This window comes from Bordetella flabilis, from assembly GCF_001676725.1.
GTDB lineage: Bacteria > Pseudomonadota > Gammaproteobacteria > Burkholderiales > Burkholderiaceae_B > Bordetella_C > Bordetella_C flabilis.
On record NZ_CP016172.1, the window covers coordinates 5,813,517 to 5,835,727 of the forward strand.

Annotated in this window: 20 protein-coding genes; 11 read left to right on the plus strand and 9 right to left on the minus strand. The window is 66.0% G+C overall.

Annotated elements, in window-relative coordinates; all coding sequences use genetic code 11:
- Nucleotides 1-36: 36 nt before the first annotated feature.
- Nucleotides 37-1,398, minus strand: coding sequence for a tRNA uridine-5-carboxymethylaminomethyl(34) synthesis GTPase MnmE (gene mnmE, locus BAU07_RS25945; protein WP_066664319.1), 1,362 nt, complete (start codon nucleotides 1,396-1,398; stop codon nucleotides 37-39).
- Nucleotides 1,399-1,504: 106 nt separating this feature from the next.
- Between mnmE and BAU07_RS25950 the strand changes: the two genes are divergently transcribed.
- The 11 genes from BAU07_RS25950 (at nucleotide 1,505) to BAU07_RS26000 (ending at nucleotide 13,160) form a co-directional block, all read left to right on the plus strand.
- Nucleotides 1,505-3,106, plus strand: a complete 1,602-nt coding sequence (locus tag BAU07_RS25950; RefSeq protein ID WP_066664322.1) for an ABC transporter substrate-binding protein — start codon at nucleotides 1,505-1,507, stop codon at nucleotides 3,104-3,106.
- Between the two features lie 28 nt (nucleotides 3,107-3,134).
- Complete coding sequence (locus BAU07_RS25955; RefSeq protein ID WP_066664325.1) at nucleotides 3,135-4,109, plus strand: ABC transporter permease; 975 nt, start codon at nucleotides 3,135-3,137, stop codon at nucleotides 4,107-4,109.
- A complete protein-coding gene (locus tag BAU07_RS25960) occupies nucleotides 4,106-5,038 on the plus strand; it encodes an ABC transporter permease (RefSeq protein ID WP_066664330.1) in 933 nt (310 codons plus the stop codon). Before BAU07_RS25955 ends, BAU07_RS25960 begins: the two co-directional genes overlap by 4 nt.
- 10 nt (nucleotides 5,039-5,048) lie before the next feature.
- On the plus strand, nucleotides 5,049-6,062 hold the full coding sequence (locus BAU07_RS25965; protein ID WP_066664333.1) for an ABC transporter ATP-binding protein: 1,014 nt from the start codon (nucleotides 5,049-5,051) through the stop codon (nucleotides 6,060-6,062).
- The gene (locus tag BAU07_RS25970) at nucleotides 6,059-7,135 is read left to right on the plus strand and encodes an ABC transporter ATP-binding protein (RefSeq protein ID WP_084026000.1); all 1,077 of its coding nucleotides are present in this window, start codon (nucleotides 6,059-6,061) and stop codon (nucleotides 7,133-7,135) included. Before BAU07_RS25965 ends, BAU07_RS25970 begins: the two co-directional genes overlap by 4 nt.
- A 6-nt stretch (nucleotides 7,136-7,141) precedes the next feature.
- Nucleotides 7,142-8,002, plus strand: a complete 861-nt coding sequence (locus tag BAU07_RS25975; protein WP_066664336.1) for an N-formylglutamate amidohydrolase — start codon at nucleotides 7,142-7,144, stop codon at nucleotides 8,000-8,002.
- Nucleotides 7,999-9,198 carry a M20 aminoacylase family protein gene (locus tag BAU07_RS25980; RefSeq protein ID WP_066664339.1) on the plus strand — a complete coding sequence of 400 codons (1,200 nt, stop codon included), beginning with the start codon at nucleotides 7,999-8,001 and terminating at the stop codon, nucleotides 9,196-9,198. The genes BAU07_RS25975 and BAU07_RS25980 overlap by 4 nt, the downstream gene beginning before the upstream one ends.
- Nucleotides 9,199-9,389: 191 nt before the next feature.
- On the plus strand, nucleotides 9,390-10,283 hold the full coding sequence (locus tag BAU07_RS25985) for a TauD/TfdA dioxygenase family protein (protein WP_066664356.1): 894 nt from the start codon (nucleotides 9,390-9,392) through the stop codon (nucleotides 10,281-10,283).
- A gap of 95 nt (nucleotides 10,284-10,378) precedes the next feature.
- Entirely contained in the window at nucleotides 10,379-11,422 is a 1,044-nt protein-coding gene (locus BAU07_RS25990; RefSeq protein WP_066665761.1) for an ABC transporter substrate-binding protein, read from the plus strand.
- A 1-nt stretch (nucleotide 11,423) separates the two neighbouring features.
- A complete protein-coding gene (locus tag BAU07_RS25995) occupies nucleotides 11,424-12,248 on the plus strand; it encodes an ABC transporter ATP-binding protein (RefSeq protein WP_066664365.1) in 825 nt (274 codons plus the stop codon).
- A 24-nt stretch (nucleotides 12,249-12,272) separates the two neighbouring features.
- The gene (locus BAU07_RS26000) at nucleotides 12,273-13,160 is read left to right on the plus strand and encodes an ABC transporter permease (protein WP_066664368.1); all 888 of its coding nucleotides are present in this window, start codon (nucleotides 12,273-12,275) and stop codon (nucleotides 13,158-13,160) included.
- 7 nt (nucleotides 13,161-13,167) lie between these two features.
- Here the strand turns inward: BAU07_RS26000 and BAU07_RS26005 are convergent, their stop codons facing one another.
- The 8 genes from BAU07_RS26005 to rpmH form a co-directional block, all read right to left on the minus strand.
- On the minus strand, nucleotides 13,168-14,316 hold the full coding sequence (locus BAU07_RS26005; RefSeq protein WP_066664370.1) for an acyl-CoA dehydrogenase family protein: 1,149 nt from the start codon (nucleotides 14,314-14,316) through the stop codon (nucleotides 13,168-13,170).
- Nucleotides 14,317-14,346: 30 nt separating this feature from the next.
- Entirely contained in the window at nucleotides 14,347-16,431 is a 2,085-nt protein-coding gene (locus BAU07_RS26010) for an acetate--CoA ligase family protein (protein ID WP_066664372.1), read from the minus strand.
- Between the two features lie 169 nt (nucleotides 16,432-16,600).
- On the minus strand, nucleotides 16,601-17,956 hold the full coding sequence (locus tag BAU07_RS26015; RefSeq protein WP_066664374.1) for an MmgE/PrpD family protein: 1,356 nt from the start codon (nucleotides 17,954-17,956) through the stop codon (nucleotides 16,601-16,603).
- 244 nt (nucleotides 17,957-18,200) lie between these two features.
- Nucleotides 18,201-19,097, minus strand: coding sequence for a LysR family transcriptional regulator (locus BAU07_RS26020; RefSeq protein WP_066664376.1), 897 nt, complete (start codon nucleotides 19,095-19,097; stop codon nucleotides 18,201-18,203).
- A 22-nt stretch (nucleotides 19,098-19,119) separates the two neighbouring features.
- Complete coding sequence (gene yidC, locus BAU07_RS26025; protein WP_066664378.1) at nucleotides 19,120-20,829, minus strand: membrane protein insertase YidC; 1,710 nt, start codon at nucleotides 20,827-20,829, stop codon at nucleotides 19,120-19,122.
- Between the two features lie 48 nt (nucleotides 20,830-20,877).
- The gene (gene yidD / locus BAU07_RS26030) at nucleotides 20,878-21,150 is read right to left on the minus strand and encodes a membrane protein insertion efficiency factor YidD (RefSeq protein ID WP_066664382.1); all 273 of its coding nucleotides are present in this window, start codon (nucleotides 21,148-21,150) and stop codon (nucleotides 20,878-20,880) included.
- Nucleotides 21,147-21,527 carry a ribonuclease P protein component gene (locus BAU07_RS26035; protein WP_066664386.1) on the minus strand — a complete coding sequence of 127 codons (381 nt, stop codon included), beginning with the start codon at nucleotides 21,525-21,527 and terminating at the stop codon, nucleotides 21,147-21,149. The genes yidD and BAU07_RS26035 overlap by 4 nt, the downstream gene beginning before the upstream one ends.
- 53 nt (nucleotides 21,528-21,580) lie before the next feature.
- Nucleotides 21,581-21,715: a 50S ribosomal protein L34 gene (gene rpmH, locus BAU07_RS26040; RefSeq protein WP_057654304.1), complete on the minus strand. Its 135-nt coding sequence runs from the start codon at nucleotides 21,713-21,715 to the stop codon at nucleotides 21,581-21,583.
- Between the last annotated feature and the right edge of the window lie 496 nt (nucleotides 21,716-22,211).

Consider the following 22,211-nt stretch of genomic DNA (forward strand, 5'->3'; position numbering starts at 1 on the left):
GCCAATCAGCCGATCGGCCAGCGTGGACCCGTCGCATCACTTCCCGATGCAGAACCGCGAAAAAATCTCCCCCAGCAGGTCGTCGCTGCTGAACTCGCCCGTGATCGCCGCCAGGCTCTCGTGCGCCAGGCGCAGCTCTTCCGCGAACAGATCCAGCACGCGGTCATCCTGTTCGGCGTGGACCGTCGCCAGCGCAAGATGTTCCTCTGCCTGTTGCAGCGCCCGCAGATGACGCTCGCGCGCGAGCCAGGGCGATTCCGCGCCGGGATTCCAGCCGGCGATGTCCAGCAGGGCCTTGCGCAGTGCGTCCAGCCCCTCGCCCGTCCGCGCGGAAATGGCCATGTCGACGTTGCCCGCGCGCGCGCCGTTCCCTCGCAGGTCGATCTTGTTCAGGACTTTCAGCACCGGCGTACCGGCGGGCAGGCGGGCGGCAATGCCGGCATCCAGCGACTCATCGGCCGCCGCCGTCGCATCCTGGAGATGCAGAATAACGTCAGCCCGCTCGATTTCCTTCCAGGTGCGGGCGATGCCGATCTGCTCGACCGGGTCATCCGTTTCCCGTAGTCCGGCCGTATCGACCACATGCAGCGGGATGCCGTCCAGGTGGATTTCCTGCACCACTTTGTCGCGCGTGGTGCCGGCGATGGGCGTGACGATGGCCACTTCGTCGCCGGCCAGCGCGTTCAGCAGGCTGGATTTGCCGACGTTCGGCCGGCCCGCCAGGACCACATGCAGGCCTTCGCGCAGGATGACGCCCTGGCGGGTCTGCGCGATGATCGCGCGCAGGTCCGTGGATAGCGCCTCCAGAAGCGGACGCGCCTGGTACTTCTCCAGGAAGTCGATCTCCTCTTCCGGAAAATCCAGCGTCGCCTCGACCAGCATGCGCAGGTGCACGATGCGGTCCGCAAGCGCGTTGACCTTGGTCGAGAACACGCCCGACAAGGACGCCATGGCGCCGCGTGCGGCCGCATCCGAGGTGGCTTCGATGAGGTCGGCTACCGCTTCGGCCTGTGCCAGGTCGATGCGGCCATTCAGGAAGGCGCGTTGCGTGAATTCGCCGGGTTCGGCGATGCGCAGGCCCAGGTCGCGGCCGGCATCCAGGCACAGCTGCAGGACACGCCGCAGCACTGCAGGACCGCCGTGTCCCTGCAGTTCGAGTACGTCCTCGCCGGTATAGGAATGCGGCGCGGGAAAGTACAGCACGATGCCTTCGTCCAGCAGTTCGCCATCGTCCGTCCTGAATGGCAACAGGTGCGCGTGACGCGCGGCCAGGTCACGCTGGAAAAGGCGACGCACCAGTGTGGATAGCCGTGCACCGGAAACGCGCACGATGCCCACGCCGCCGCGTCCGGGCGCTGTGGCGATCGCCGCGATGGGGGCTGACACTATGGGGGACATATAACTGAAGGGGCTAGGCAATAAGGGAATATAACCGTTGCGCCCGGCATCTTTGCTGGGTATGTTGCGCCGTGGAGTTCAGCTAAAACGTGATCAGGAGCCATTTATGTCTTTCCGGTTAACCCGGGCGTTCGCGGGCGGCGTGGCTGCCCTTGCAATCGCCTTCAGTGCCCACGGTACGGCCATGGCGCGGGACCTGACGGTCGGCTTGAAGACCGAACCCAGCTCACTGGACCCGCAGTATCACTCCCTGACGCCCAATACACAGATCGCGTTGACGATCTTCGATCCGCTGGTGCGCGCGGACAAGGAGCTCAAGCCCACGCCGGCGTTGGCCGAGTCGTGGACCGTGGACGGCAATGTGTGGACGTTCAAGCTGCGGCCGGGGGTGAAGTTCTCCGACGGCACGCCTTTGACGGCCGATGACGTGGTCTTCACCTTCGAACGCGTGCCCAAGGTGCCGAACAGCCCTTCGCCCTTCACGCTTTACCTGAAAGACGTGGCCAAGACCGAAGCGGTGGATCCGCAGACGGTGCGCATCACAACCAAGGGGCCGTCGCCCCTGCTGCTGCCCAATCTGGGGCAACTGCCTATTCTCTCCAGGAAGGCGGCTTCCGGTCCGGCGCCGGAAGGCAAGACGACCACCGAACTCAATAGCGGCGACGGCCTGGTGGGTACCGGGCCGTACAAGCTGGTGTCGTGGCGCCGTGGCGCGGAGCTGGTGCTCGCGCGCAATGACAACTATTGGGGCAAGAAACCGGCTTGGGACAAGGTGGTCTACCGGCCCATGACCAATGCGGCGAGCCGCGTCGCCGCGCTGCTGGCCGGCGACGTCGACCTGATCGAGGATCCTCCCACCGACGACCTGCCGCGCCTGAAGAAGGACAAGAACCTGACCATCCAGGAGACGCCCTCGGTGCGGGTGATGTACGTGGCGATGGACCAGTTCGGCGAGCCGAGCCCGGGCATTACGGACGCCGACGGCAAGCCCCTGGCGAAGAATCCGCTCAAGGACAAGCGGGTGCGTGAAGCCCTGTCGCTGGCCATCGACCGCAAGGCCATCGAGGAGCGTGTGATGGGCGGTGTCGCCAAGCCGGCCGGCAACCTGCTGCCCTATCCCATGTTCGGGGCGTCCAAGGCGCACGCCGACGCGCCCAAGCCCGACGTGAACAAGGCCAAGCAGTTGCTGAAGGATGCCGGCTATCCCAATGGTTTCTCCATCACCCTGGGTGCGCCGTCGGGCCGCTACATCAACGACTCCAAGGTCGCGCAGGCCATCGCATCGATGTGGACCCGCATCGGCGTGAAGACCGCGGTGGAAGCCTCCGCCCCGCCGGTGTTCTTCAAGAACCGCGACTCGTACAAGTACAGCGCGTACCTGGCGGGCTGGTCCGTCACCAGCGGCGAGATGTCCAACGCGCTCGGGTCGCTGGCGGTAACCCCTGATCCCGCAAAGGGGCTGGGAACCACCAACCGCGGGCGTTATTCGAATCCGAAGATGGACGAGCTGTACATGCAGGCCGCCACGACGATGGACGACGCCAAGCGCGCCGAACTCCTGTCCAAGGCGGCGGACATGGTGATGGACGACTATGGCATCCTGCCGGTCCATTTCGAGCTGTCGGTCTGGGCGATGAAGAAGGACGTGTTCTACCCGGGCCGTTCCGACCAGATGACGCAGGTGCAGGACGTGACCCTGAAGAAGTAGTCACACGCCGTAGTGGAGTGGCATCACCGTGCTAGCGACCATCATTCGCCGGCTGCTGCAGACCCTCGTCGTCATGCTTGTCATGTCGGCGCTGGTCTTCGGCGGCATTTACCTCGTGGGCGACCCTGTCGCCATGATGGCCAGTCCCGACGCGACCGAGATCGAGCGCGCCGCGATCCGCCAGTCGCTGGGACTGGACCTGCCCTTGTGGCATCAGTACCTGATCTTCATCGGCAAGGCCATACATGGCGATTTCGGCAATAGCTTCCTGACCGGCGAACCGGCGATGCATCTGATCCTGGATCGCATGCCGGCGACCATGGAGCTCGCTGTCGTGGCCATGCTGATGTCCCTGCTGATCGGCATCCCGCTCGGAATCCGTGCAGGACTGAAGCCGCAGTCGGTCGGGTCGCGGGCCATCATGACCGGCTCGGTGCTGGGCTTTTCCCTGCCCAACTTCTGGGTGGGCCTGATGCTCATCATGGTGTTTGCCGTGACGCTGGGCTGGCTGCCCGCCAGCGGGCGCGGACCCACGGTGGCGCTGGGCGACTTGCGCTTGAGCACCCTGACCGCCGGCGGCTGGGCTCACCTGATCCTGCCCGCTGCGACCATCGCGCTGGCCAAGTGCGCGACGATCATACGCATCACGCGCGCCGCCACGCGCGAGGCGCTGCCCATGGACTACATCAAGTTCGCCCGCGCCAAGGGCCTGTCGGAATCGCGTGTGCTGCGGGTGCACCTGCTCAAGAACATCCTGATTCCCATCGTGACCGTGGCCGGACTGGAATTCGGCCAGGTGGTCGCCTTCGCCGTGGTCACGGAATCGGTCTTCTCCTGGCCGGGCATGGGCAAGCTGCTCATCGATTCCATCATCAACCTGGACCGCCCCGTGGTGGTCGCGTATCTGCTGCTTATCGTGTTCTTCCTGGTCATGCTGAACCTGGTGGTGGACATCGTCTACACCGTGCTCGACCCCCGTGTACGACTGGACGGCCGCCGATGACGACAACCGCTTCCCCGCAAACCGTCCCCGCGCCCGCCGCGTCCGTGACCAAGGAGCAGGGCCCCTGGCGCCGTTTCTTTGGCGATTTCTTCGCCAGCAAGCTCGCGACCCTGGGCCTCGTGGTGCTGCTGCTGATGGTGGGTTCGGCCGTGCTGGCGCCGTGGATCGCGCCGCAGGACCCTTATGACATCGGCAACCTGGACATCACGGACGCCAAGCTGCCGCCCGGCAGCGAAAGCATGTCGGGCGACATGACCTATTGGCTGGGCTCCGACGGACAGGCGCGCGACGTCCTGTCGGCCATCCTGTATGGCCTGCGCACCAGCCTGATGGTGGGCTGTATTTCGGTGTTCTTCGCCTTCGTCATCGGCGCCACGGTGGGGTTGGTGGCGGCCTATTTCGGTGGCCGGATCGATGCGCTGCTGATGCGCATCGCGGACATCCAGTTGTCTTTCCCGGCCATCCTGGTCGCGCTGATTCTGCTGTCCATCCTGGGTACCGGCGTGGATAAGGTGATCATCGCGCTTATCGTCGTGCAGTGGGCCTACTTCGCGCGTGCTGCGCGCGGCGCGGCGCTGGTGGAGCGTAGCAAGGAATACGTCGAGGCGGCGCGCTGCATGTCGCTCGGATGGGGCCGCATCCTGCGGCGTCACCTGTTGCCCAACTGCATGCCGCCGCTGATCGTCATCGCCACCATCGACCTGGCCCATGCAATCGCCCTCGAAGCGACGCTCTCCTTTCTGGGCGTAGGGGTGCCGGTCACCGAACCGTCGCTGGGCATGCTGATCGCCAACGGCTTCGAATTCCTGTTGTCGGGCCGCTATTGGATTTCCTTCTTTCCCGGCGTTGCGCTCGCGATTGCCATCATTGCCATCAACCTGGTGGGCGACCATCTGCGCGACGTGCTGAACCCGCGCAATGCGATGTGAGGGACGAGCGATGACAACGACGAACGTCCAGCCCGTCCCGGCTGCCGCGCCGGCGCCCATTCTCGACGTAGTGGGCCTGCAGACGCACTTTTTCACGCGCGCCGGCGTGGCCAAGGCCGTGGACGGCGTGGACCTGCGGCTGCAGGCCGGTGAAATCCTGGGACTGGTCGGCGAGTCGGGTTCCGGGAAAAGCATTACCGGCTTTTCGCTGATCGGCCTGGTGGACGAACCCGGCCGTGTGGTGGGAGGATCGATACGCTTCGATGGCCGTGAACTGCGCGAGGCGACGCCGGAGCAGATGCGGGCCTTGCGCGGCAACGATATCGCCATGATCTTCCAGGATCCGATGATGACGTTGAACCCGGTCCTGCGGGTCGATACGCAGATGATCGAAGCCATCCAGGCGCACTCCAACATGGCCACCGCCGCAGCGCGTGCGCGTGCGCGCGACGTGCTGGCCATGGTCGGCATCCCTTCGCCGGAAGAACGCCTGCGCGCCTATCCTCATCAGTTGTCCGGCGGCATGCGGCAACGCGTGGCCATCGCCATCGCCTTGTTGAACGGACCGCGCGTCATCATCGCGGACGAACCCACCACGGCGCTGGACGTCACCATCCAGGGCCAGATCCTGTACGAGGTACAGAAACTGTGCCGGGAAACCGGTACGGCCCTGCTGTGGATCACCCACGACCTGGCGGTGGTATCGGGCCTGGCCGACCGCATCGCGGTGATGTACGCGGGCCGCGTGGTGGAGACCGGCACGACGCAGGATGTCATCGGACGTCCGTTGCATCCCTATACCCACGGGCTCATGCGGTCCATTCCGACCCCCGACACGCGCGGCCATGACCTGGCCTCCATCCCGGGCATGACACCCTCCCTGCTGAAGCTGCCCGAAGGCTGTGCCTTCCGCACGCGCTGCCCGCGTGCCACCGACGCCTGTCTGCGCGCGCCCGAATCCGTGGAGTGGCAGCCCGGCCACTGGGTGCGCTGTTGGCACGCCGGCGAACGGGAGGCGCGATGAGCACGGACGCCACCCCCATCCTGTCGCTGCGCGGCGCGGAAATGCGCTTCGAGCAGCCGGTCGACCTGGCCGGCCGCATCGCCAACCTGTTCGGCGCGGGTCTGCGCAGGACGGTGGTTCATGCCGTGGCCGGCGTGGACCTGGACGTGCTGCCGGGCGAGGTCATCGGCGTGGTCGGCGAGTCGGGTTGCGGCAAGTCCACGCTGGGCCGGATGATCAGCGGCATACTGCCGCCGACCGCGGGAACGATCGCCTACGACGGCAAGCCGGTCGCCGGCATGGACGAGCGGCAGCGGCGTGCCTATGAACTGGGCGTGCAGATGATTTTCCAGGACCCCTACGCATCCCTGAACCCGCGCATGCGCGTCGAAGAGATCATCGGCGAGGCGCCCATGGTGCACGGCCTGGTGAGCCGCCGGGACCGGCGCGCGTATGTCGCGGAGCTGATGCGCCAGGTGGGTCTGGAGGCCGCCTATGCGCAGCGCTACCCGCACCAGTTTTCCGGCGGGCAGCGCCAGCGCATCGGGATCGCGCGCGCATTGGCGCTCAAGCCCCGGGTCATCGTGTGCGACGAAGCCGTGGCGGCGTTGGATGTTTCGATCCAGGCCCAGGTGCTGAACCTGTTCGCGCAGTTGCGCCGCGAGCTGGACCTGACCTATCTGTTCATCAGCCACAACCTGGGCGTGGTGAGCCATATCTCCGACCGCGTGGCCATCATGTACCTGGGCCGTATCGTGGAGCTGGCCACGACGGACCAGGTCTTCAAGGGCGCGAATCATCCGTACACCCAGGCGCTGCTCAAGGAGCTGCCGACGCTGAACCCGCAGCGCCGCAGCTTCCAGCCGATCAAGGGCGAACTGCCTTCGCCGCTGTCCCCGCCGCCGGGGTGCACCTTTCACCCGCGCTGCCCGCATGTCATGGAGCGCTGCCGCCAGGAGCGGCCGCTGCTGCGGGAGGTGGCGCCAGGCCAACTTAGCGCCTGCCATCTGAATGACCTTGCGGGCTCCGCCGTGGCGCGGCCTGTCGCCGTGTCGGTGCCCGTGTCCCAACGTGCCGCCCCCCTGCCAGGCTGAACGACCATGCGCACCGTCGATACTGCCTTTGCCCCGTACATCCGCGTCGAGCCGCGGGGCCGGCCGTTGCCGCTGGTCTGCGATTCCCCCCATAGCGGCGTGACGTATCCCGGGGATTTCGGCTACGCACTGGACCCGCGCGTGCTGCGCACCGGTGAAGACACACATGTCGACGAATTGTGGCGCGCCGTTCCGGACGTGGGCGGGACGCTGATCCTGGCCCAATTCCCGCGCACCTACATCGATCCTAACCGGGAGCCGGACGATATCGATCCGGACGTGCTGGCCGGCGCGTGGCCCGGTGTGCTGAATCCCTCGGAGAAAAGCCGGCTCGGGCACGGACTGATCTGGACCAGGGCCGGCGGCCAACCCGTCTATGACCGCAAGCTGCCGGTGGCCGAGGTCCAGCATCGCATCCAGGCGTATCATCAGCCTTACCACGCGGCGCTCAATCGTGACATCGAGGCGGCCTACCGCCAGTTCGGCGCCGTATGGCACCTGAACCTGCACTCCATGCCGAGCAATTCCTACGAGGTGATGCAGGTCGACAGCGAACGGCCGCTCGCCGATTTCGTGCTGGGCGACCGCGACGGCACCACGTGCGAGCCCGAGTTCATCGACGTGGTGGAACGTTCACTGCGCGCCAGTGGCTATACGGTGGCGCGCAACGATCCCTTCAAGGGCGTGGCGCTGATCGCGCGGCTGGGTAATCCGTCGCAGCGGCGCCATAGCCTGCAGATCGAGATCCACCGTGGCCGCTACATGGACGAGGCGAGCTTCGAGAAAAGCCCGGCCTTCCCGGCCATGCAGGCTGCACTGACCAAGGCGGCGCAGGACGTCGCGTTATACATTCAAAGGCAATTATGAAAACCCTGGAAGAAATCGAGCGCTCGCACGGCGAGCTCACGGCCATACGCCGGGATATCCATGCGCATCCCGAACTCGCCTTCGAGGAAACGCGTACTTCGTCGCTGGTCGCGGAGAAATTGCGCGGCTGGGGCATCGAAGTCCATACCGGCTTCGGCAAGACCGGCATCGTAGGGGTGCTGCGCGGCCGTGCAGGCGGCAAGACGATCGGCCTGCGTGCCGACATGGATGCCCTGCCCATGCCGGAACATAATCGATTCGCCCACAAGTCGACCGTTCAGGGCCGCATGCACGGCTGTGGGCACGACGGACATACGACGATGCTGCTGGGCGCCGCGCAATACCTGGCGGCGCATCGCGACTTCGACGGGACCGTGGTGTTCATCTTCCAGCCCGCGGAGGAAAACGGCAACGCCGGCGCGCGGGCCATGATGCAGGACGGGCTGTTCGACAAGTTTCCGTGCGACGCGGTGTTCGGCATACACAATATGCCCGGCATGCCCGCCAATCAGTTCGGCATCCGCCCCGGCCCCACCATGGCCTCCAGCAACCGCTTCACCATCACGATCAAGGGCGTGGGCGGCCACGCCGCCCAGCCCCACAAGACGGTGGATACCATCGTCATTGCGTCGGAAATGGTTGGCGTCCTGCAAACGGTGGTATCGCGCACCAAGAATCCGCTCGATACGGCCGTGCTGTCCGTCACGCAGATCCATGCCGGCGATGCGTTCAACGTGATCCCCAGCGAAGCCGTCCTGCGCGGCACGGTGCGGACGTATACCACCGCCGCCCTGGATACCATCGAGGACGCGATACGCCGTGTGGCCACGACGCTGCCGCAAGTCTACGGCGGCTCGGGCGAGCTCGACTTCGTCCGTGCCTACCCGCCGCTGGTGAACTGGGAAAAGGAAAGCGAGTTCGCGGCCCAGGTCGCCGAAGCGGCCTTCGGAAAGGAAAACGTCGATCGCGCCATTCCCCCTTTCATGGGCGCGGAGGACTTTTCATTCTTCCTGGAAAAGGTGCCGGGCTGCTATATCTTCCTGGGCAATGGCGAAGGCGACCACCGGCTCGACACCTACCATGGCATGGGGCCGTGCACGCTGCACAACCCCAATTACGACTTCAACGATGCGCTGCTGCCCGTGGGCGCGACGTATTGGGTAAAGCTGGCGCAATCCTTCCTGGCGGCGGCGTGATCCAGGATGCAGGCCCTGCCCGGGCCTGCATCGCTATATGAGTATCGGGTCTGTTCAAACGCCCAATACTTCGTTTGCCCGGCAATAGACGCCGCCCATAATCGCTACTCCAAGGTGCGGGCCCGCCGGATTTCCGATCCGACTGGCCTGCACAGCGCCGATGACGGCGCATGACCAGGAGTGGCATCAATATGTCTACAGCGACCGCGCTGCGCGGGGATGTGCTCGCCAGCCAGGACTTCGTCATTCGTAAGCTGGACGGTGCTTTCGGTGCCGAAATCCTCGGCCTCGACCTCGGCGCGACCCTCGACGATGAAGACTTCGCGCGCGTGCACGCGGCGCATCTCGAACATCATCTGGTGGTTTTTCGCGACCAGCGCATCACGCCCCGGCAGCACATCGACTTCAGTCGCCGCTTCGGCAAGCTGATGATCCATGTGTTGCACCAGTACCATCTGCCCGGCCATCCCGAAATCCTGACGGTGTCCAATATCATCGAGGACGGCAAACCCGTGGGCCTCGGCGACGCCGGCAAGTACTGGCATTCGGACATCTCGTACAAGGCGCTGCCCAGCCTGGGTTCGCTGCTGCATGCGCAGGAGCTTCCCGCCGAGGGCGGCGATACCCTGTTCGCCGATATGCACCTGGCGTATGACACCTTGCCGGCGCACCTGCGCAAGGCCGTGGACGGCAAACGCGCCGTGCATTCCTATCTGGCCAAGTACGGCCAGATGCAGAAGGACGGCAACTGGCGGCCTCAACTGAGCGAGCAGCAGCTGGCCCAGGTGCAGGAAGTGGTTCACCCCGTGGTGCGCACCCATCCCGAGTCGGGCCGCAAGGCCTTGTTCGTCAGCGAAGGCTTCACCACCCGTATCGAAGGCCTGCCCGAAGACGAAAGCGCGGCCTTGCTGGAGGCACTCTTCGCGCACAGCATCAAGCCGGAACATGTCTATCGGCATCGCTGGCAGCCGCATGACCTCGTGTTCTGGGACAACCGCTCGTTGATTCACCTGGCAGCGGGGTGTCCGCCCCACCTGCGTCGCAAGCTCTATCGCACGACGATCGAAGGCGACGCGCCGTATTGACCGGCGTCATCGCCGGGCGGCGGTCCGTGTGGCGCTCGCATTGCGACACGGCGCCATGGCTCAAGCCTTTCCTAAGCAAGCTGCACAGGATCACCATGTCACTGTCCATTTCGTCACGCGAACGCGTGGCACGCATCGTTTCGGCCACGCTGCTCGCGCTCGTACTGGCCGTGCTGGCGCTGATCTCTCCCACGCCGGCGTTGGCGGAAGGCCGCCTGCGCATCGCCGAGCAATACGGCATCGTCTATCTGCTGCTGAATGTCGCGCGAGACCGGCAATTGATCGAAAAGCACGGACGGGAGGCCGGTGTCGATATCAAGGTCGAATGGCTCAAGCTATCCGGCGGGGCGGCGGTCAACGACGCATTGTTGTCGGGCTCCATCGATATCGCCAGCGCAGGGGTCGGGCCTTTGTTGACGCTCTGGGACCGTACGCGCGGCAGGCAGAACGTCAAGGGTGTCGCGTCGTTGGGCAACTTTCCTTACTACCTGGTGAGCAATCGCCCGGAGGTCAAGACGATCGCGGACTTCACGGACAAGGATCGCATCGCCGTCCCGGCGGTGGGCGTGTCGGTGCAGTCGCGCATCCTGCAGATGGCCTCGGCGAAACAATGGGGTGCGTCGGAGTACGCGCGCCTGGACAAGCTTTCGGTGGCCTTGCCCCATCCCGACGCCACGGCTGCGATCATCGCGGGGGGTACGGAGATCTCCGCACATTTCGGCAATCCTCCATTCCAGGAGCAAGAGCTCGCGGGCAATCCCAAGGCGCATATCGTTCTGAACTCCTATGACGTGCTGGGCGGACCGGCATCGGCCACGGTGCTGTTCGCCACGGAGCGGTTTCGCACGGACAACCCGAAGACCTACAAGGCCTTCCAGCAGGCGTTGGCGGAAGCTGCGGCCTTCATCACGGCGCATCCGGACCAGGCCGCGGACATCTACACGCGGGTGGCGGGCGGAAAGCAGGATCGCGCGCTGCTGCTAGGCGTCATCAAGGATCCCCGCGTGCAATTCAAGGTCGTGCCGCAGAACACCTACCAGCTGGCTCGCTTCATGCACGAAGTCGGTGCGATCAAGAACAAGCCCGACAGTTGGCGCGATTACTTCTTCGACGATGCGCTGACGGCGCAGGGCAGCTGACGTGGCGTTTCCCACACCCACGATCGCGCTGCCCGACGCGCCGGCACAGCCGCTGCTCACCGTGGATGGCGTCTCGCTGGAATACCGGTCCGACGGAGGCCGCGTACGCGCCACGCATGACGTCGGCTTCGAGGTCTATCCGGCGGATCGCTTCATCCTGCTGGGTCCTTCGGGCTGCGGCAAGTCGACTCTGCTCAAGGCGGTGGCGGGCTTCCTGGAACCGGCGCAAGGCAGCATACGGCTGGACGGACGTGTCATTACGGGTCCGGGACCGGACCGCATCGTGGTGTTCCAGGAGTTCGACCAGTTGCCGCCCTGGAAGACCGTGCTGCAGAACGTCATGTTCCCCCTGCTCGCTTCACGCACGCTCAAGCGCGGCGAAGCGGCCGATCGGGCGCACCATTACCTGGACAAGGTCGGGTTGGCGCCCTTCGCGCATGCTTATCCGCACACCTTGTCCGGCGGCATGAAACAGCGCGTCGCCATCGCACGCGCACTGGCCATGCAGCCGCGTATCCTGCTGATGGACGAGCCCTTTGCCGCCCTGGACGCCCTGACGCGCCGCAAGATGCAGGAGGAATTGCTGACGCTATGGGAAGACGTGCGCTTCACGCTGTTGTTCGTCACGCATTCCATCGAGGAGGCGCTGCTGGTGGGCAGCCGGGTGTTGCTGCTGTCGCCGCATCCGGGCCGCGTGAGGGCAGAACTGAACGCCCATCAGTACGGCATGCACAGCGCGGGCTCGGCCGCTTTCCAGGCCAGCACGCGGCGCATCCATGAATTGCTGTTCGACCACGTGCCCGACGATCGGCGCGCCGCGGCGTAAGCGCACGCGCGAGGAATGCCATCCATGTCCCAGCTCCACACCCCCGATGCCGGATTGCCGCCGGTGCGCCCCGAGTTCGAACGTGTCCTGCCCGCGCTGGGAGACGCGCCGGCACAGATTGCGCTGCCCTTGCATCAACGCATCTGGCGGCATGCGGCCCTGCGCAAGGCTGTCATCCTTGCTGTGTTGGCCGCGCTTTGGGAACTGGCCGCGGGGGTCACCGACAACCCGCTGTTGCTGCCCGGCTGCATCGAAACGGCGCACGCCTTCGCCCAGGGCTTGCTGGACGGCGAACTGGCCTCGCACGCGGCGCGTTCGCTGGCGGTGCTCCTCAAGGGTTACCTCGCCGGCGTTGCGCTGGCTTTTGCGCTGACCGCCCTGGCCGTGTCCACGCGGCTGGGACGCGATACCTTGTCCACCCTGACGTCCATGTTCAATCCCCTGCCGGCGATCGCGCTGTTGCCGCTGGCGCTGCTGTGGTTCGGCCTGGGGGAGGGCAGCCTGGTTTTCGTCCTGATCCATTCCGTGCTGTGGGCCCTGGCCGTGAATGCCTACGCGGGTTTCCTTGCGGTGTCCGACACCCTGCGCATGGCGGGCCGCAACTACGGTTTGCGCGGTCCGCGCTACATGGTCCATATCCTCGTGCCGGCGGCCCTGCCCGCGATACTGGCGGGCCTGCGCATCGGCTGGGCCTTCGCATGGCGTACCCTGATCGCGGCCGAGCTTGTATTCGGCGCCTCCAGCGGCAAGGGCGGCCTGGGCTGGTACATCTACCAGAACCGCAACGAGCTTTACACCGACCGCGTCTTCGCCGGCCTGGCGGCCGTGGTAATCATCGGCCTGCTCGTGGAGGCACTGGGCTTCGATACCATCGAACGGGTGACGGTGCGTCGCTGGGGAATGCAGCGCTAAGCCGCCGTCACCCCGGCCGCTGCGAAAAAGTCCGTTCGAACACGCCTTCGGCGATGCGGTTCTTCAGGATTTCGATGGACCCGCCCGCGATCATCCAGCCACGGCAGCGGCGCACGCAGTATTCCACCAACGATTCACGGCTGTAGCCCATGCCGCCCAGTACCTGCAGGGCTTCGTTGGCCACGTCGAAGCCCGTCTGGTTGCAATACGCCTTCGCGATGGCCGTCTCGGTGGCCGACGGAAAGCCGGTGTCGGCATTGCAGGCCGCGCGGTACAGCAGCAACTGTCCCGCATCCAGCTTGATGCGCATGTCGGCGAATTTCCATTGCAGGCCCTGGAATTCGCACAGCAGGCGGCCGAACTGCTTGCGCTGCTGCGCCCAGCTGCGGGCCTCCTCGTAGGCATAGCGGCCCAGCGCCAGGGAGCGCGCCGTGTTGCCGATGCGCTCGACGTTGAACCCGGCGATCTGCTTCTTGAAACCACCCTCGCCCAAGACCACCATGTCGTCCGGCACGTGCACATTGTCGAAGAAGATCTCGGCCCACTCCTCGCCCGACATGAAGGCGGACCGCTTGCCCAGCCGCACGCCCTCCGCGCGTGTGTCGATGAGGACCGAACCGATTCCCCGCGTGCCTGGCCCGAAGCGGACATAGGCCAGGATTACGTCGGCGTGCGGGCCATGGGTAGTGAAGATCTTCGAGCCGTTGATGCGCCAACCGGCGCCATCGCGGGTCGCCGTGGTCTTCAGTTCGGTGACCGCCGACCCGGCGTCGGGCTCCGTCATGCCCACCGAGATCAAGGCCTCGCCGGCCAGCAGGGGGCGCAGGTATTTTTCCTTCTGCACCGCGTTGCCGTATTCGGCCAGCACGCGGATGGGGCCGAAGTTGCCCGCCTGCACCACGTCGGCGCTGCGCGGGCACACCGACGCGACCGTCTCGATCGCAATGACGGCGTCCATCAGCGAACCGCCAATGCCGCCGTTTTCCTCGGCGATGGTGATGCCCAGCAGGCCTTGCGCGGCCATGGAGCGGGCGACGTCCCAAGGGTATTCGTTGGCGTGCGCGCGCTCGCGGGCGCCGGCGCGCAGCTCGTTTTCGGCATAGCGGCGTACGGCGGCCTGGAAATCGCGTTGCTCGGGGGTAAGGTTGAAGTCCATGCTGCGTTCCTTGGAGAAATGTTCCCGGGCCTACGCCAGGCGCATCAGGCCGTCCACGGCCACGACGCCCCGGGCGCGCACGAAGAGCGGATTGATTTCAGCTTCCGCGACCTGCACGTCGCGCGCCAGCGCCAGGCGCGAGAAGGCCACGATGGCGCTCGCCAGCGCATCGCAGTCGCCGCGCGGCAGCCCCCGGAAGCCTCGTATCAGGCGAGTGGCGCGTACTGCCTCGATCATGGCGTGGGCGCTGTCCAGGTCCACGGGCGCCAGTCGGATGGCGACGTCGGGGCTCAATTCGGCGGCGATGCCGCCCGCGCCCAGCACGACGATGGGGCCCACCAGCGGATCGTTGCGGTAGCCGAGGATCAGTTCGAGCAGCTTGTCCTCCATGGCCTGTACCAGGATGCCCTCCACGCGGGCCTGGGGCGCATGCTGCCGCACGTTATCCAGCATGGCCGATATCGCGGCATGCAGTTGCGTCGCGTCCTGGATGCCGACGCGCACCGCGCCCGCGTCCGTCTTGTGCATCAGATCCCGGGAAGAGACCTTCGCCACGACGGGATAGGCGATGCCATGCGAGGGATCGCGTGGCTGGATCACCACGCAGGGCGCCACCGGAATGCCCAACGATTCAAAGACCTCGCCGGCTTCGTGTTCTGTCAGTACCCCGTGGCGCGGCACCGCGTCGGGCCAGTCGTAGGGACGGTCATCCACGACCGCTGTCGCCGGGCTGCGCTGGAACAGGACGGCCAGCGCGTCCGCGCAGGCCTCGGGCGTGCGAAATGCCGCGATGCCGTGCTGCCGCAACAAGGCCAGCGATGCGGGCGCTTCCGGCGCGAGGAAGGCCGCCACGGGCTTGTCGTCAGGCTTGTGGGCCTGTACCAGCGGGTTGACCGCCAGGTCCGGATGGAACTGCGCCGACGAGCCGATGACGCTCAGCACCGCGTCGCACCAGTCGGCCAGCAGCAATTGCTCCAGCAGGTCCTTGTACTGGGCGCTGCTGGCTGCCAGCGTCAGGTCGATGACCGGCGTTTCCCGGATGCGCAGCCCGCGGCCCGCCATGTGCGCGACAAAGGCCGCGGGCGGCGCGGCCGCCACCAGGCCCCGCATGCCCAGATTGTCCACCACCGTTGCGGCGCCTCCGCCAGTCGTCGTAATGACCGCGACGCGCGGCGGCTGGCTGGCGCGTACCTGCGCGTCGCCATAGCGCGACACCAGCGGAACGATCTCGAACAAGGTCTCCAGGCACTGCACCCTCATCACCCCGTGCGCGCGAAAGAACGCATCGACGGCGGCGTCGTTGCCTGCCATGGCGCCGGTATGCGACTGGGCCAGGGCATCGCCCTGCTCGGAGCGGCCCAGCTTGTAGGCCACGACCGGCTTGCCTGCCGCCCGTGCACGGCGCAGCGCGGCGGCCAGGACCGGCGCCTTGCGCAGCGTTTCCAGGAACAAAAGGATGACGCGGGTGTGCGGGTCGTCGACCAGGGCATCGACGACCTCGCCCACGCTGATGTCGCTTTCATTGCCCACGGACACGGAGCTGGCAAAGCCGAAGCCGCGTGCGGCTGCCCGCGACAGCAGGGACCCCATCATGGAGCCGCTCTGCGACACCAGGCTGATATCGCCGGCGACCAGGTCGTCGGCTTCGAAGGCGGCGTTGACGGAAATGATGCCGCCCGTATGCAGGTTGGCGCTGCCTATGCTGTTGGGGCCCAGCACGCGCAGGCCGTGCCGGCGCGCCTGTTCGATCAGCCCGTCCTGGCGCGCCTGCCCTTCGGGCCCGGCCTCCGCAAAGCCGTCGGAGTAGATGGTGACCACGCGCGCGCCTGCCGCCGCGCATGGAGCGAGCAGGGGCAGAACCTGGTCGCCCGGGATCATTACGAAAACGTGGTCAACGGGCTCGGGCAGCGCGTCGAGCGCGGCATACGCCCGTTCACCCAGTATCTCGTTGCGCGCCGCATTGATGGGATAGATCTGCCCGGTATAACCGTGCTTGCGCATGAAGCGCAGAGGCCTCGCGGTGTTCTTGCGCACGTCGCCAGACGCGCCTACCAGCGCGATGCTGCGCGGGGCCAGCAAAGCCTGTCCGAACGAAATATCGGTTTCACGGTTCATGGAATGTACGTGATCAGGTGTACGTGATGGGTTGTACGTAACGCGTAATACGTGACTTACGTGATCGCGTATACGCAACGCGCCAGACGTGAAGAGGTTTACGCAGTCCGGTATACGCGGCCAGGCATAGGACGGGATGGTCGGTAGAACACCTGCGGCGCAGCCGGTGTCAGGACGTCGGCTGGTCGGCGGCAAGGCGCAGCGCCTGCACGTCCAGCGATTCCAGCGCCCATACCGCGTCGCGCAACTGCCGGGCGCGCGCCTGCCCGAGGACAGGGCCCGCCAGCTCCTCGAACTTGTCGTTGAGCTCGGCATCCGACAACGGCGCTTCCGGGTCGCCCTTGCGATACGGCGCGAAATGTTCATGCTGCACGCCGTCGTCCGTAACGATGCGTACGCGCGCCGCCCGCATGGACGGAAAGCCAGCCGTCATCGCGTCATCTGCAACCAGGGTGATGCGGCGCATAAGCGCCCGTGTCTGCGCATCGCGCAGGGCATCGGGATCGAAGGCGGCGATCCGGACCGAGCCATGGCGCAGGGCGTGCGCCAGGACATACGGAAGGCTGAACTTGGCCTCGAACGCGGTGGCAGGATCGGGATTCCCGGCAACGTCCAGCGCCGCGCGATAGGTCGCCACGTGGATGGAGGCGATACGGTCCGGGCGCACGCCGGTATCGCGCAGGGCCAGGGCCGCGTCGATGGCGGCGAAGGTGTGACCGCAGCACCCGTGGTTCTTCTGCGTCATGCGCGTGATGTTGTAGTGCTCTCCCAGGCCATCAAGGACGCTGTCCCAGCGCGGGGCTTGTGCGAGCGCCGCGCCGAAGCCTACGGGGCCTTCCAGGATGTCCGGCACGCCGGTCAACCCGTGGGCCGCGCCCTGTGCCGCCCGGACCCCCACTGCCGCCGCGTGACCGGCGTGCAGGGCCTTGCTCATCGCATCGGATCGGAACGCCTGCTGCAGGCCGGAGGCAAAGGTGGCGGAGGTTGCGATGGCATGGCCCATGGGGCCGCTTTTGCCGGGCGCCGTCAAGGCGGCCCCGGCCGCCGCGGCGCCGAGGCAGCCCACCGTGCCCGTGGTATGGAAATAACGGTAATGGGACGGCTGGACCGCCGCGGCGATCCGCGTGGAAATCTCGTAGCCCACCACGATGGCATTGAGCAATGCACGGCCGGCGGCGCCATGATGTTCCGCCAGGGCCAGCGCCGCGGCGATCACCGGGCAGCCGGGATGGTAGGCGCCATCGCGGAAGATGTCGTCGAATTCGATGGCGTGCGCGACGCTGCCGTTGATCCACGCCGCCGTGGCGGGAAAAGCGGTGGTGCCGTTACCGGGCAGGCTGCAGCGTCCCTGCCCCAGTTCATCGGCATGCGCAGCCATCAGTTCGCGGGACGGTGATATGCGCGTGCCCGGATACAGCGCGGACATCCAGTCCAATACCGCGCGCTTGGCGTGGTGCAGGGCTTCGTCGGGCAGCCGGGCGACGGCATCGCGCGCGCCATAGGCGGACAGGGACTCGAGCAGCATGGTGATGTCTCCGGGCACTGTGCGGCGCGCCACGGCGCCGTCTATTGAATGCCTACTATATCGTCGCCATGCCCGCGCCGGCTTGAAAAAAAGGCAATGGAGCGTTCACCGCTGAACGGGGGGGGCGGCCCGGAAAGGCTGGTGAGGCGGGGGCGCTTGTCGATTTTCCCGTCCCGCTCGGTCGGCGGCGACACGCAGCTTCCGCGCTTCGCATTGCGGTCATGGCGACTGCGGACGTCGGAGGTTATGCGGCGGTCGTCGTACGCAGCGTATCCAGCAGCTCGGTCATGATGGGGGACGTGTGCGCGGCGTCGCGCACGCAGACGAAGAAGCTTCGTTCCGCCCACGCGTCCTCCAGCGACAGCAACACCAGTCCCATGTCCGCCAGGTAGTTGCGCGCGATGCCTTCCGGCACCACGCCGATACCCAGGCCTTCCCGGATCATCCGGCAGCGCGCCTCGAAGTTGGACACCTGGAGCTTGACCTTGGGCGGACGCGACACGGTCTGACCGACATAGGCCAGGAACTGGTCCAGCGAATGGCGCGGGAAATAGCCGAGCAAGTCGTAGTCCAGTGCGTCTTCCAGCCGCAGCGAGGCACGCCCGGCCAGCGGGTGTCCGATCGGCACCACCAGTCCGACGCGGTCGCGGCGAAAGGGAAAGGAAGATACCGCCGGCGCGGGATGGTCGGCGTGGTAGATGCCGATGTCCACGGTGCCGTCCGCCACCATGCGCGGGATATCGTAGCTATGCGCTTCCAGCAGGTCGATGGCGACGTTGTCGCGACCTTCCAGGAACCGCGCCATGGGCGCGGGCAGGAACTGCAAGAGGGTCGAGGGATTGGCGGCCAGCCGGATCTTGGCCTGGCCATCGATGGAGTAGCTGTCCACCGCCTGTTCGGCCAACTGCACGCTGCGCAGGATGGCCTTGGCGCGCTGGTAGAGCAGCACACCCGCGGGGGTCGGTTCGACGCCCCGGCCATGGCGGTGCAGCAATGTCCGGCCGAGGTGCCGCTCGAGTTCGGCGATGCGCTTGCTGGCCGCCGAAGTGACCACGTTTTCGCGTTCCGCCGCCTTGGAAAGGCTTTTCTCCTCGACGGCGGCGACGAAGATTTCGAGCGCGGGGATGTCTAGCTTCTTCATGACGCCCCCGCGCGTTACCGTCTTACCGCTTGGCAGCGGCCTCGGTTTCAACGCGCAGCTTGCGCGTGATGTACCACTGCTGCAGGATGGACAGCGTGTTGTTCACGCACCAATACAGCACCAGGCCCGCCGGGAACATGAACATCATGCCACCGAACACCAGGGGCATGATCATCATGACCTTGGCCTGCACGGGATCCGGCGGCGTCGGGTTCAGCTTGATCTGCAGGAACATGGTGGCCATCATGATGGCCGGCAGGATGAAGTAGGGATCGTGCACCGACAGGTCGTGCACCCAGCCCAGCCATGGCGCGCCGCGCATCTCCACGCTGGCCAGCAGTACCCAGTACAGCGAGATGAACACGGGGATCTGTACCACCATGGGCAGGCAGCCGCCCAGCGGATTGATCTTTTCGGTCCGGTACATCTCCATCATGGCGGCGTTCAGCTTCTGCTTGTCGTCACCGTACTTTTCCTTCAGCGCCTGCAAGCGCGGCGTCACCTGTTTCATGCGCGCCATGGAGCGATAGCTGGTGGCCGCCAAGGGATAGAACACCAGCTTGATGAGCACGGTCAGCGCGACGATGGTCCAGCCCCAGTTGCCCAGGATGGAATGCAGCCACGTCATCAGCGCGAACAGGGGCTTGGCGATGATGGTCAGCCAGCCATAGTCCACCACCAATTCCAGCCCGGGCGCGAGCGCGGCCATCGCCTTCTGGTCTTGTGGGCCTACCCAAAGGTGGGCGTCGACGGTGGCCGATGCGCCCGGCGCCACTTCGCCGACGGCTTCCACCGTGCGGGCGGCAAACAGGTTGTCCCGCACCTGCACCAGTTCGTTGGTCCGTACCTTGCCTTCCGGCGGGATCCAGGCCGTGGCGAAGTAGTGCTGGACCACGGCGATCCAGCCGTTATCCGCCTGCTTGATATAGCTGGCCTTCTTCTTCTCGATATCGGAGAACGTGGCTTTCTGGAACTTGTCCTGGTCCGAATACACCGCCATGCCGGTGAAGGTGTGATAGAAGCTCGACGTATCCGGTGGGTTGTTGCCGTCACGCTGCAATTGCAGGTACAGCGAGGGGCGCGCGGGGTTCGCGCTGGTGTTCGTCATGTCGTGGCGCACATCGATGTCGTAGCGTCCACGATGCAGCGTGTAGGTCTTTGTGACCTTCATGCCGCCGGATTCCGCCTCGAACACCACCGAGAGGGTGTCGCCGGTCATGTTCCGTTCGGAGGAGATCATGCGGAACGGCGTCTGGTGCGTCGGGAAGCCGGGTTGGCCGGCGGCCCCAACCACGCCCGACTGCACGACATAGTTCAGGTCCGACGAGTCGTCCAGGAGCACGGTGGGCTGGTCGCCGCGGTTGGCATCCGGGTACTTGAGCAAGACAGCCCGTACGATCTGCGCCCCCGTCGTATCGAAGGTCAGGCGCAGCACATCCGTGGTGACGACCACTTTCTGGGACTCGGCCGCGGCCCTGGCAGCGCCCGCGGGTACGCCACCCGGGGCGGCGGACGCGGGCTGCGCTGCATCGGGCGCGCTGGGGATCGCCGTGCCGGGGTTCTGCTGCGGCGTGCCCGTCGTGGACGGCGGCTGGTTCTGGGCTTGCGGCGCCGTGGCGGGCGTCGGCCCGCCGAACAGCGACGGCTTCCCGTTATGGACCTGCCAGTTGTTCCAGAGGAGCAACAGCGAGAAAGAAAAAATCATCCAGAGGACGGTGCGTCGGATATCCATGGTGCCTACAAGGTAAAAGCGGGACCGGCAAAGCCCGCCAGTTTAGCGTCAATCCTGTCGGGCGCGGTCGCCGTGGCCGCAAAGGCAAGGGCCGGCATGCCGCGGTGCGTCAGGCACCGGGTCCAGGCCGCCGGGGTTCCAGGGATGGCAGCGGCCGATCCTGCGCAGTGCCAGCCAGAGGCCGCGCAAAGGGCCATGCCTTTCGATGGCCTCGATCGCGTAAGCCGAACAGGTCGGCGTGAATCGGCATTGCTGCCCCACCCACGGACTTAAAAAGAACCGGTAGAAACGGATCGGGCCGATCAGCAGCGCTTTTATCATGGACGCTCCTTGCGTGGCGCACGGGCAAAGTGAGCATCCACTTCCGTGCGGGCCACACGCTTCAGCGCGGTGAGCGACGAGGCGGGGACGCGGGAATGCAGCCGGACGACGTAGTCCGCCGGCGGCAGGCCGCGCCGGCAGGCGCGGAACGATTCACGGATGACGCGCTTCAAGGCGTTGCGCGTGGCCGCCCGCGCGGCGTGCCGCTTGGGAATCACCATACCGAGACGCGCCTGTGGCGCATCCGACGGCACTGTCTGTGCCGCCGAAGTGACGATGAAAAACGCCCCTCGTGCAAGCCGCCGGCCCTTCAGCGCGGCGGCAAACTCGGAGGGGCGATGCATCCGCGCCTCCGCGGGAAGCGTGGTGCGCGACATGTCGGGCGATTGCGCTGCCGCCTGCGGCGACGCAACGCGTCGTGGCGCGGTGTTCAGACCGCCAGGCGCTTGCGACCCTTGGCACGGCGTGCGTTCAGCACGGCACGGCCGCCGCGGGTTTTCATGCGCACGCGAAAGCCATGGGTGCGCTTGCGGCGGGTGACGGAAGGTTGGAAGGTGCGTTTCATGGGCGGTCCACAAAAAGAACAATTAAAAAATACGGATGGGCGAAACTCGCGGACAAACCGCCGCGCGCCCATGGCCACGGCGCTTACATTGTTTATCGGTACTGTCCGCCAGCGCGGGGAGCGCGCAGCGGTTCAACGCGGTGCGTCGTAGACAGCCTGCGCTGTGACGCCTGCATCGGCCTTATGCCAACCCCCTTATGCCACGACCCGAACCAGCAGGCCCGTGCCCGTGGGCCCGGAGATGGTCGGTAGGTCAAGGCAAGAGACCTCCGGAGCCACAGGACCTGCATACAGGACCTGCATGGACCCCGGCATGGCCGCAGCGATGCGCTCGCCAGGGCGCAAACGGCCGCCCGGCACCAGTCGAGCCCGCCATTTCAGCAAGTTTATTCTCTATTGTCAAATAGTTAGGGCGCGCGGTGTCGCTCCGGCCACCCCCGGCCTGTGGATAACCACAGCCCGGGCGGGGTAGAATCGAGGTTTCGACAAGAGCGAC

What these genes read in the sequence shown, in the direction of transcription:
- mnmE (WP_066664319.1), bottom strand. Translation starts at nt 1,398, where the DNA reads ATGTCCCCCATAGTGTCAGCCCCCATCGCGGCGATCGCCACAGCGCCC.
- BAU07_RS25950 (WP_066664322.1), top strand. Translation starts at nt 1,505, where the DNA reads ATGTCTTTCCGGTTAACCCGGGCGTTCGCGGGCGGCGTGGCTGCCCTT.
- BAU07_RS25960 (WP_066664330.1), top strand. Translation starts at nt 4,106, where the DNA reads ATGACGACAACCGCTTCCCCGCAAACCGTCCCCGCGCCCGCCGCGTCC.
- BAU07_RS25965 (WP_066664333.1), top strand. Translation starts at nt 5,049, where the DNA reads ATGACAACGACGAACGTCCAGCCCGTCCCGGCTGCCGCGCCGGCGCCC.
- BAU07_RS25970 (WP_084026000.1), top strand. Translation starts at nt 6,059, where the DNA reads ATGAGCACGGACGCCACCCCCATCCTGTCGCTGCGCGGCGCGGAAATG.
- BAU07_RS25975 (WP_066664336.1), top strand. Translation starts at nt 7,142, where the DNA reads ATGCGCACCGTCGATACTGCCTTTGCCCCGTACATCCGCGTCGAGCCG.
- BAU07_RS25980 (WP_066664339.1), top strand. Translation starts at nt 7,999, where the DNA reads ATGAAAACCCTGGAAGAAATCGAGCGCTCGCACGGCGAGCTCACGGCC.
- BAU07_RS25985 (WP_066664356.1), top strand. Translation starts at nt 9,390, where the DNA reads ATGTCTACAGCGACCGCGCTGCGCGGGGATGTGCTCGCCAGCCAGGAC.
- BAU07_RS25990 (WP_066665761.1), top strand. Translation starts at nt 10,379, where the DNA reads ATGTCACTGTCCATTTCGTCACGCGAACGCGTGGCACGCATCGTTTCG.
- BAU07_RS26000 (WP_066664368.1), top strand. Translation starts at nt 12,273, where the DNA reads ATGTCCCAGCTCCACACCCCCGATGCCGGATTGCCGCCGGTGCGCCCC.
- BAU07_RS26005 (WP_066664370.1), bottom strand. Translation starts at nt 14,316, where the DNA reads ATGGACTTCAACCTTACCCCCGAGCAACGCGATTTCCAGGCCGCCGTA.
- BAU07_RS26010 (WP_066664372.1), bottom strand. Translation starts at nt 16,431, where the DNA reads ATGAACCGTGAAACCGATATTTCGTTCGGACAGGCTTTGCTGGCCCCG.
- BAU07_RS26015 (WP_066664374.1), bottom strand. Translation starts at nt 17,956, where the DNA reads ATGCTGCTCGAGTCCCTGTCCGCCTATGGCGCGCGCGATGCCGTCGCC.
- BAU07_RS26020 (WP_066664376.1), bottom strand. Translation starts at nt 19,097, where the DNA reads ATGAAGAAGCTAGACATCCCCGCGCTCGAAATCTTCGTCGCCGCCGTC.
- yidC (WP_066664378.1), bottom strand. Translation starts at nt 20,829, where the DNA reads ATGGATATCCGACGCACCGTCCTCTGGATGATTTTTTCTTTCTCGCTG.
- yidD (WP_066664382.1), bottom strand. Translation starts at nt 21,150, where the DNA reads ATGATAAAAGCGCTGCTGATCGGCCCGATCCGTTTCTACCGGTTCTTT.
- BAU07_RS26035 (WP_066664386.1), bottom strand. Translation starts at nt 21,527, where the DNA reads ATGTCGCGCACCACGCTTCCCGCGGAGGCGCGGATGCATCGCCCCTCC.
- rpmH (WP_057654304.1), bottom strand. Translation starts at nt 21,715, where the DNA reads ATGAAACGCACCTTCCAACCTTCCGTCACCCGCCGCAAGCGCACCCAT.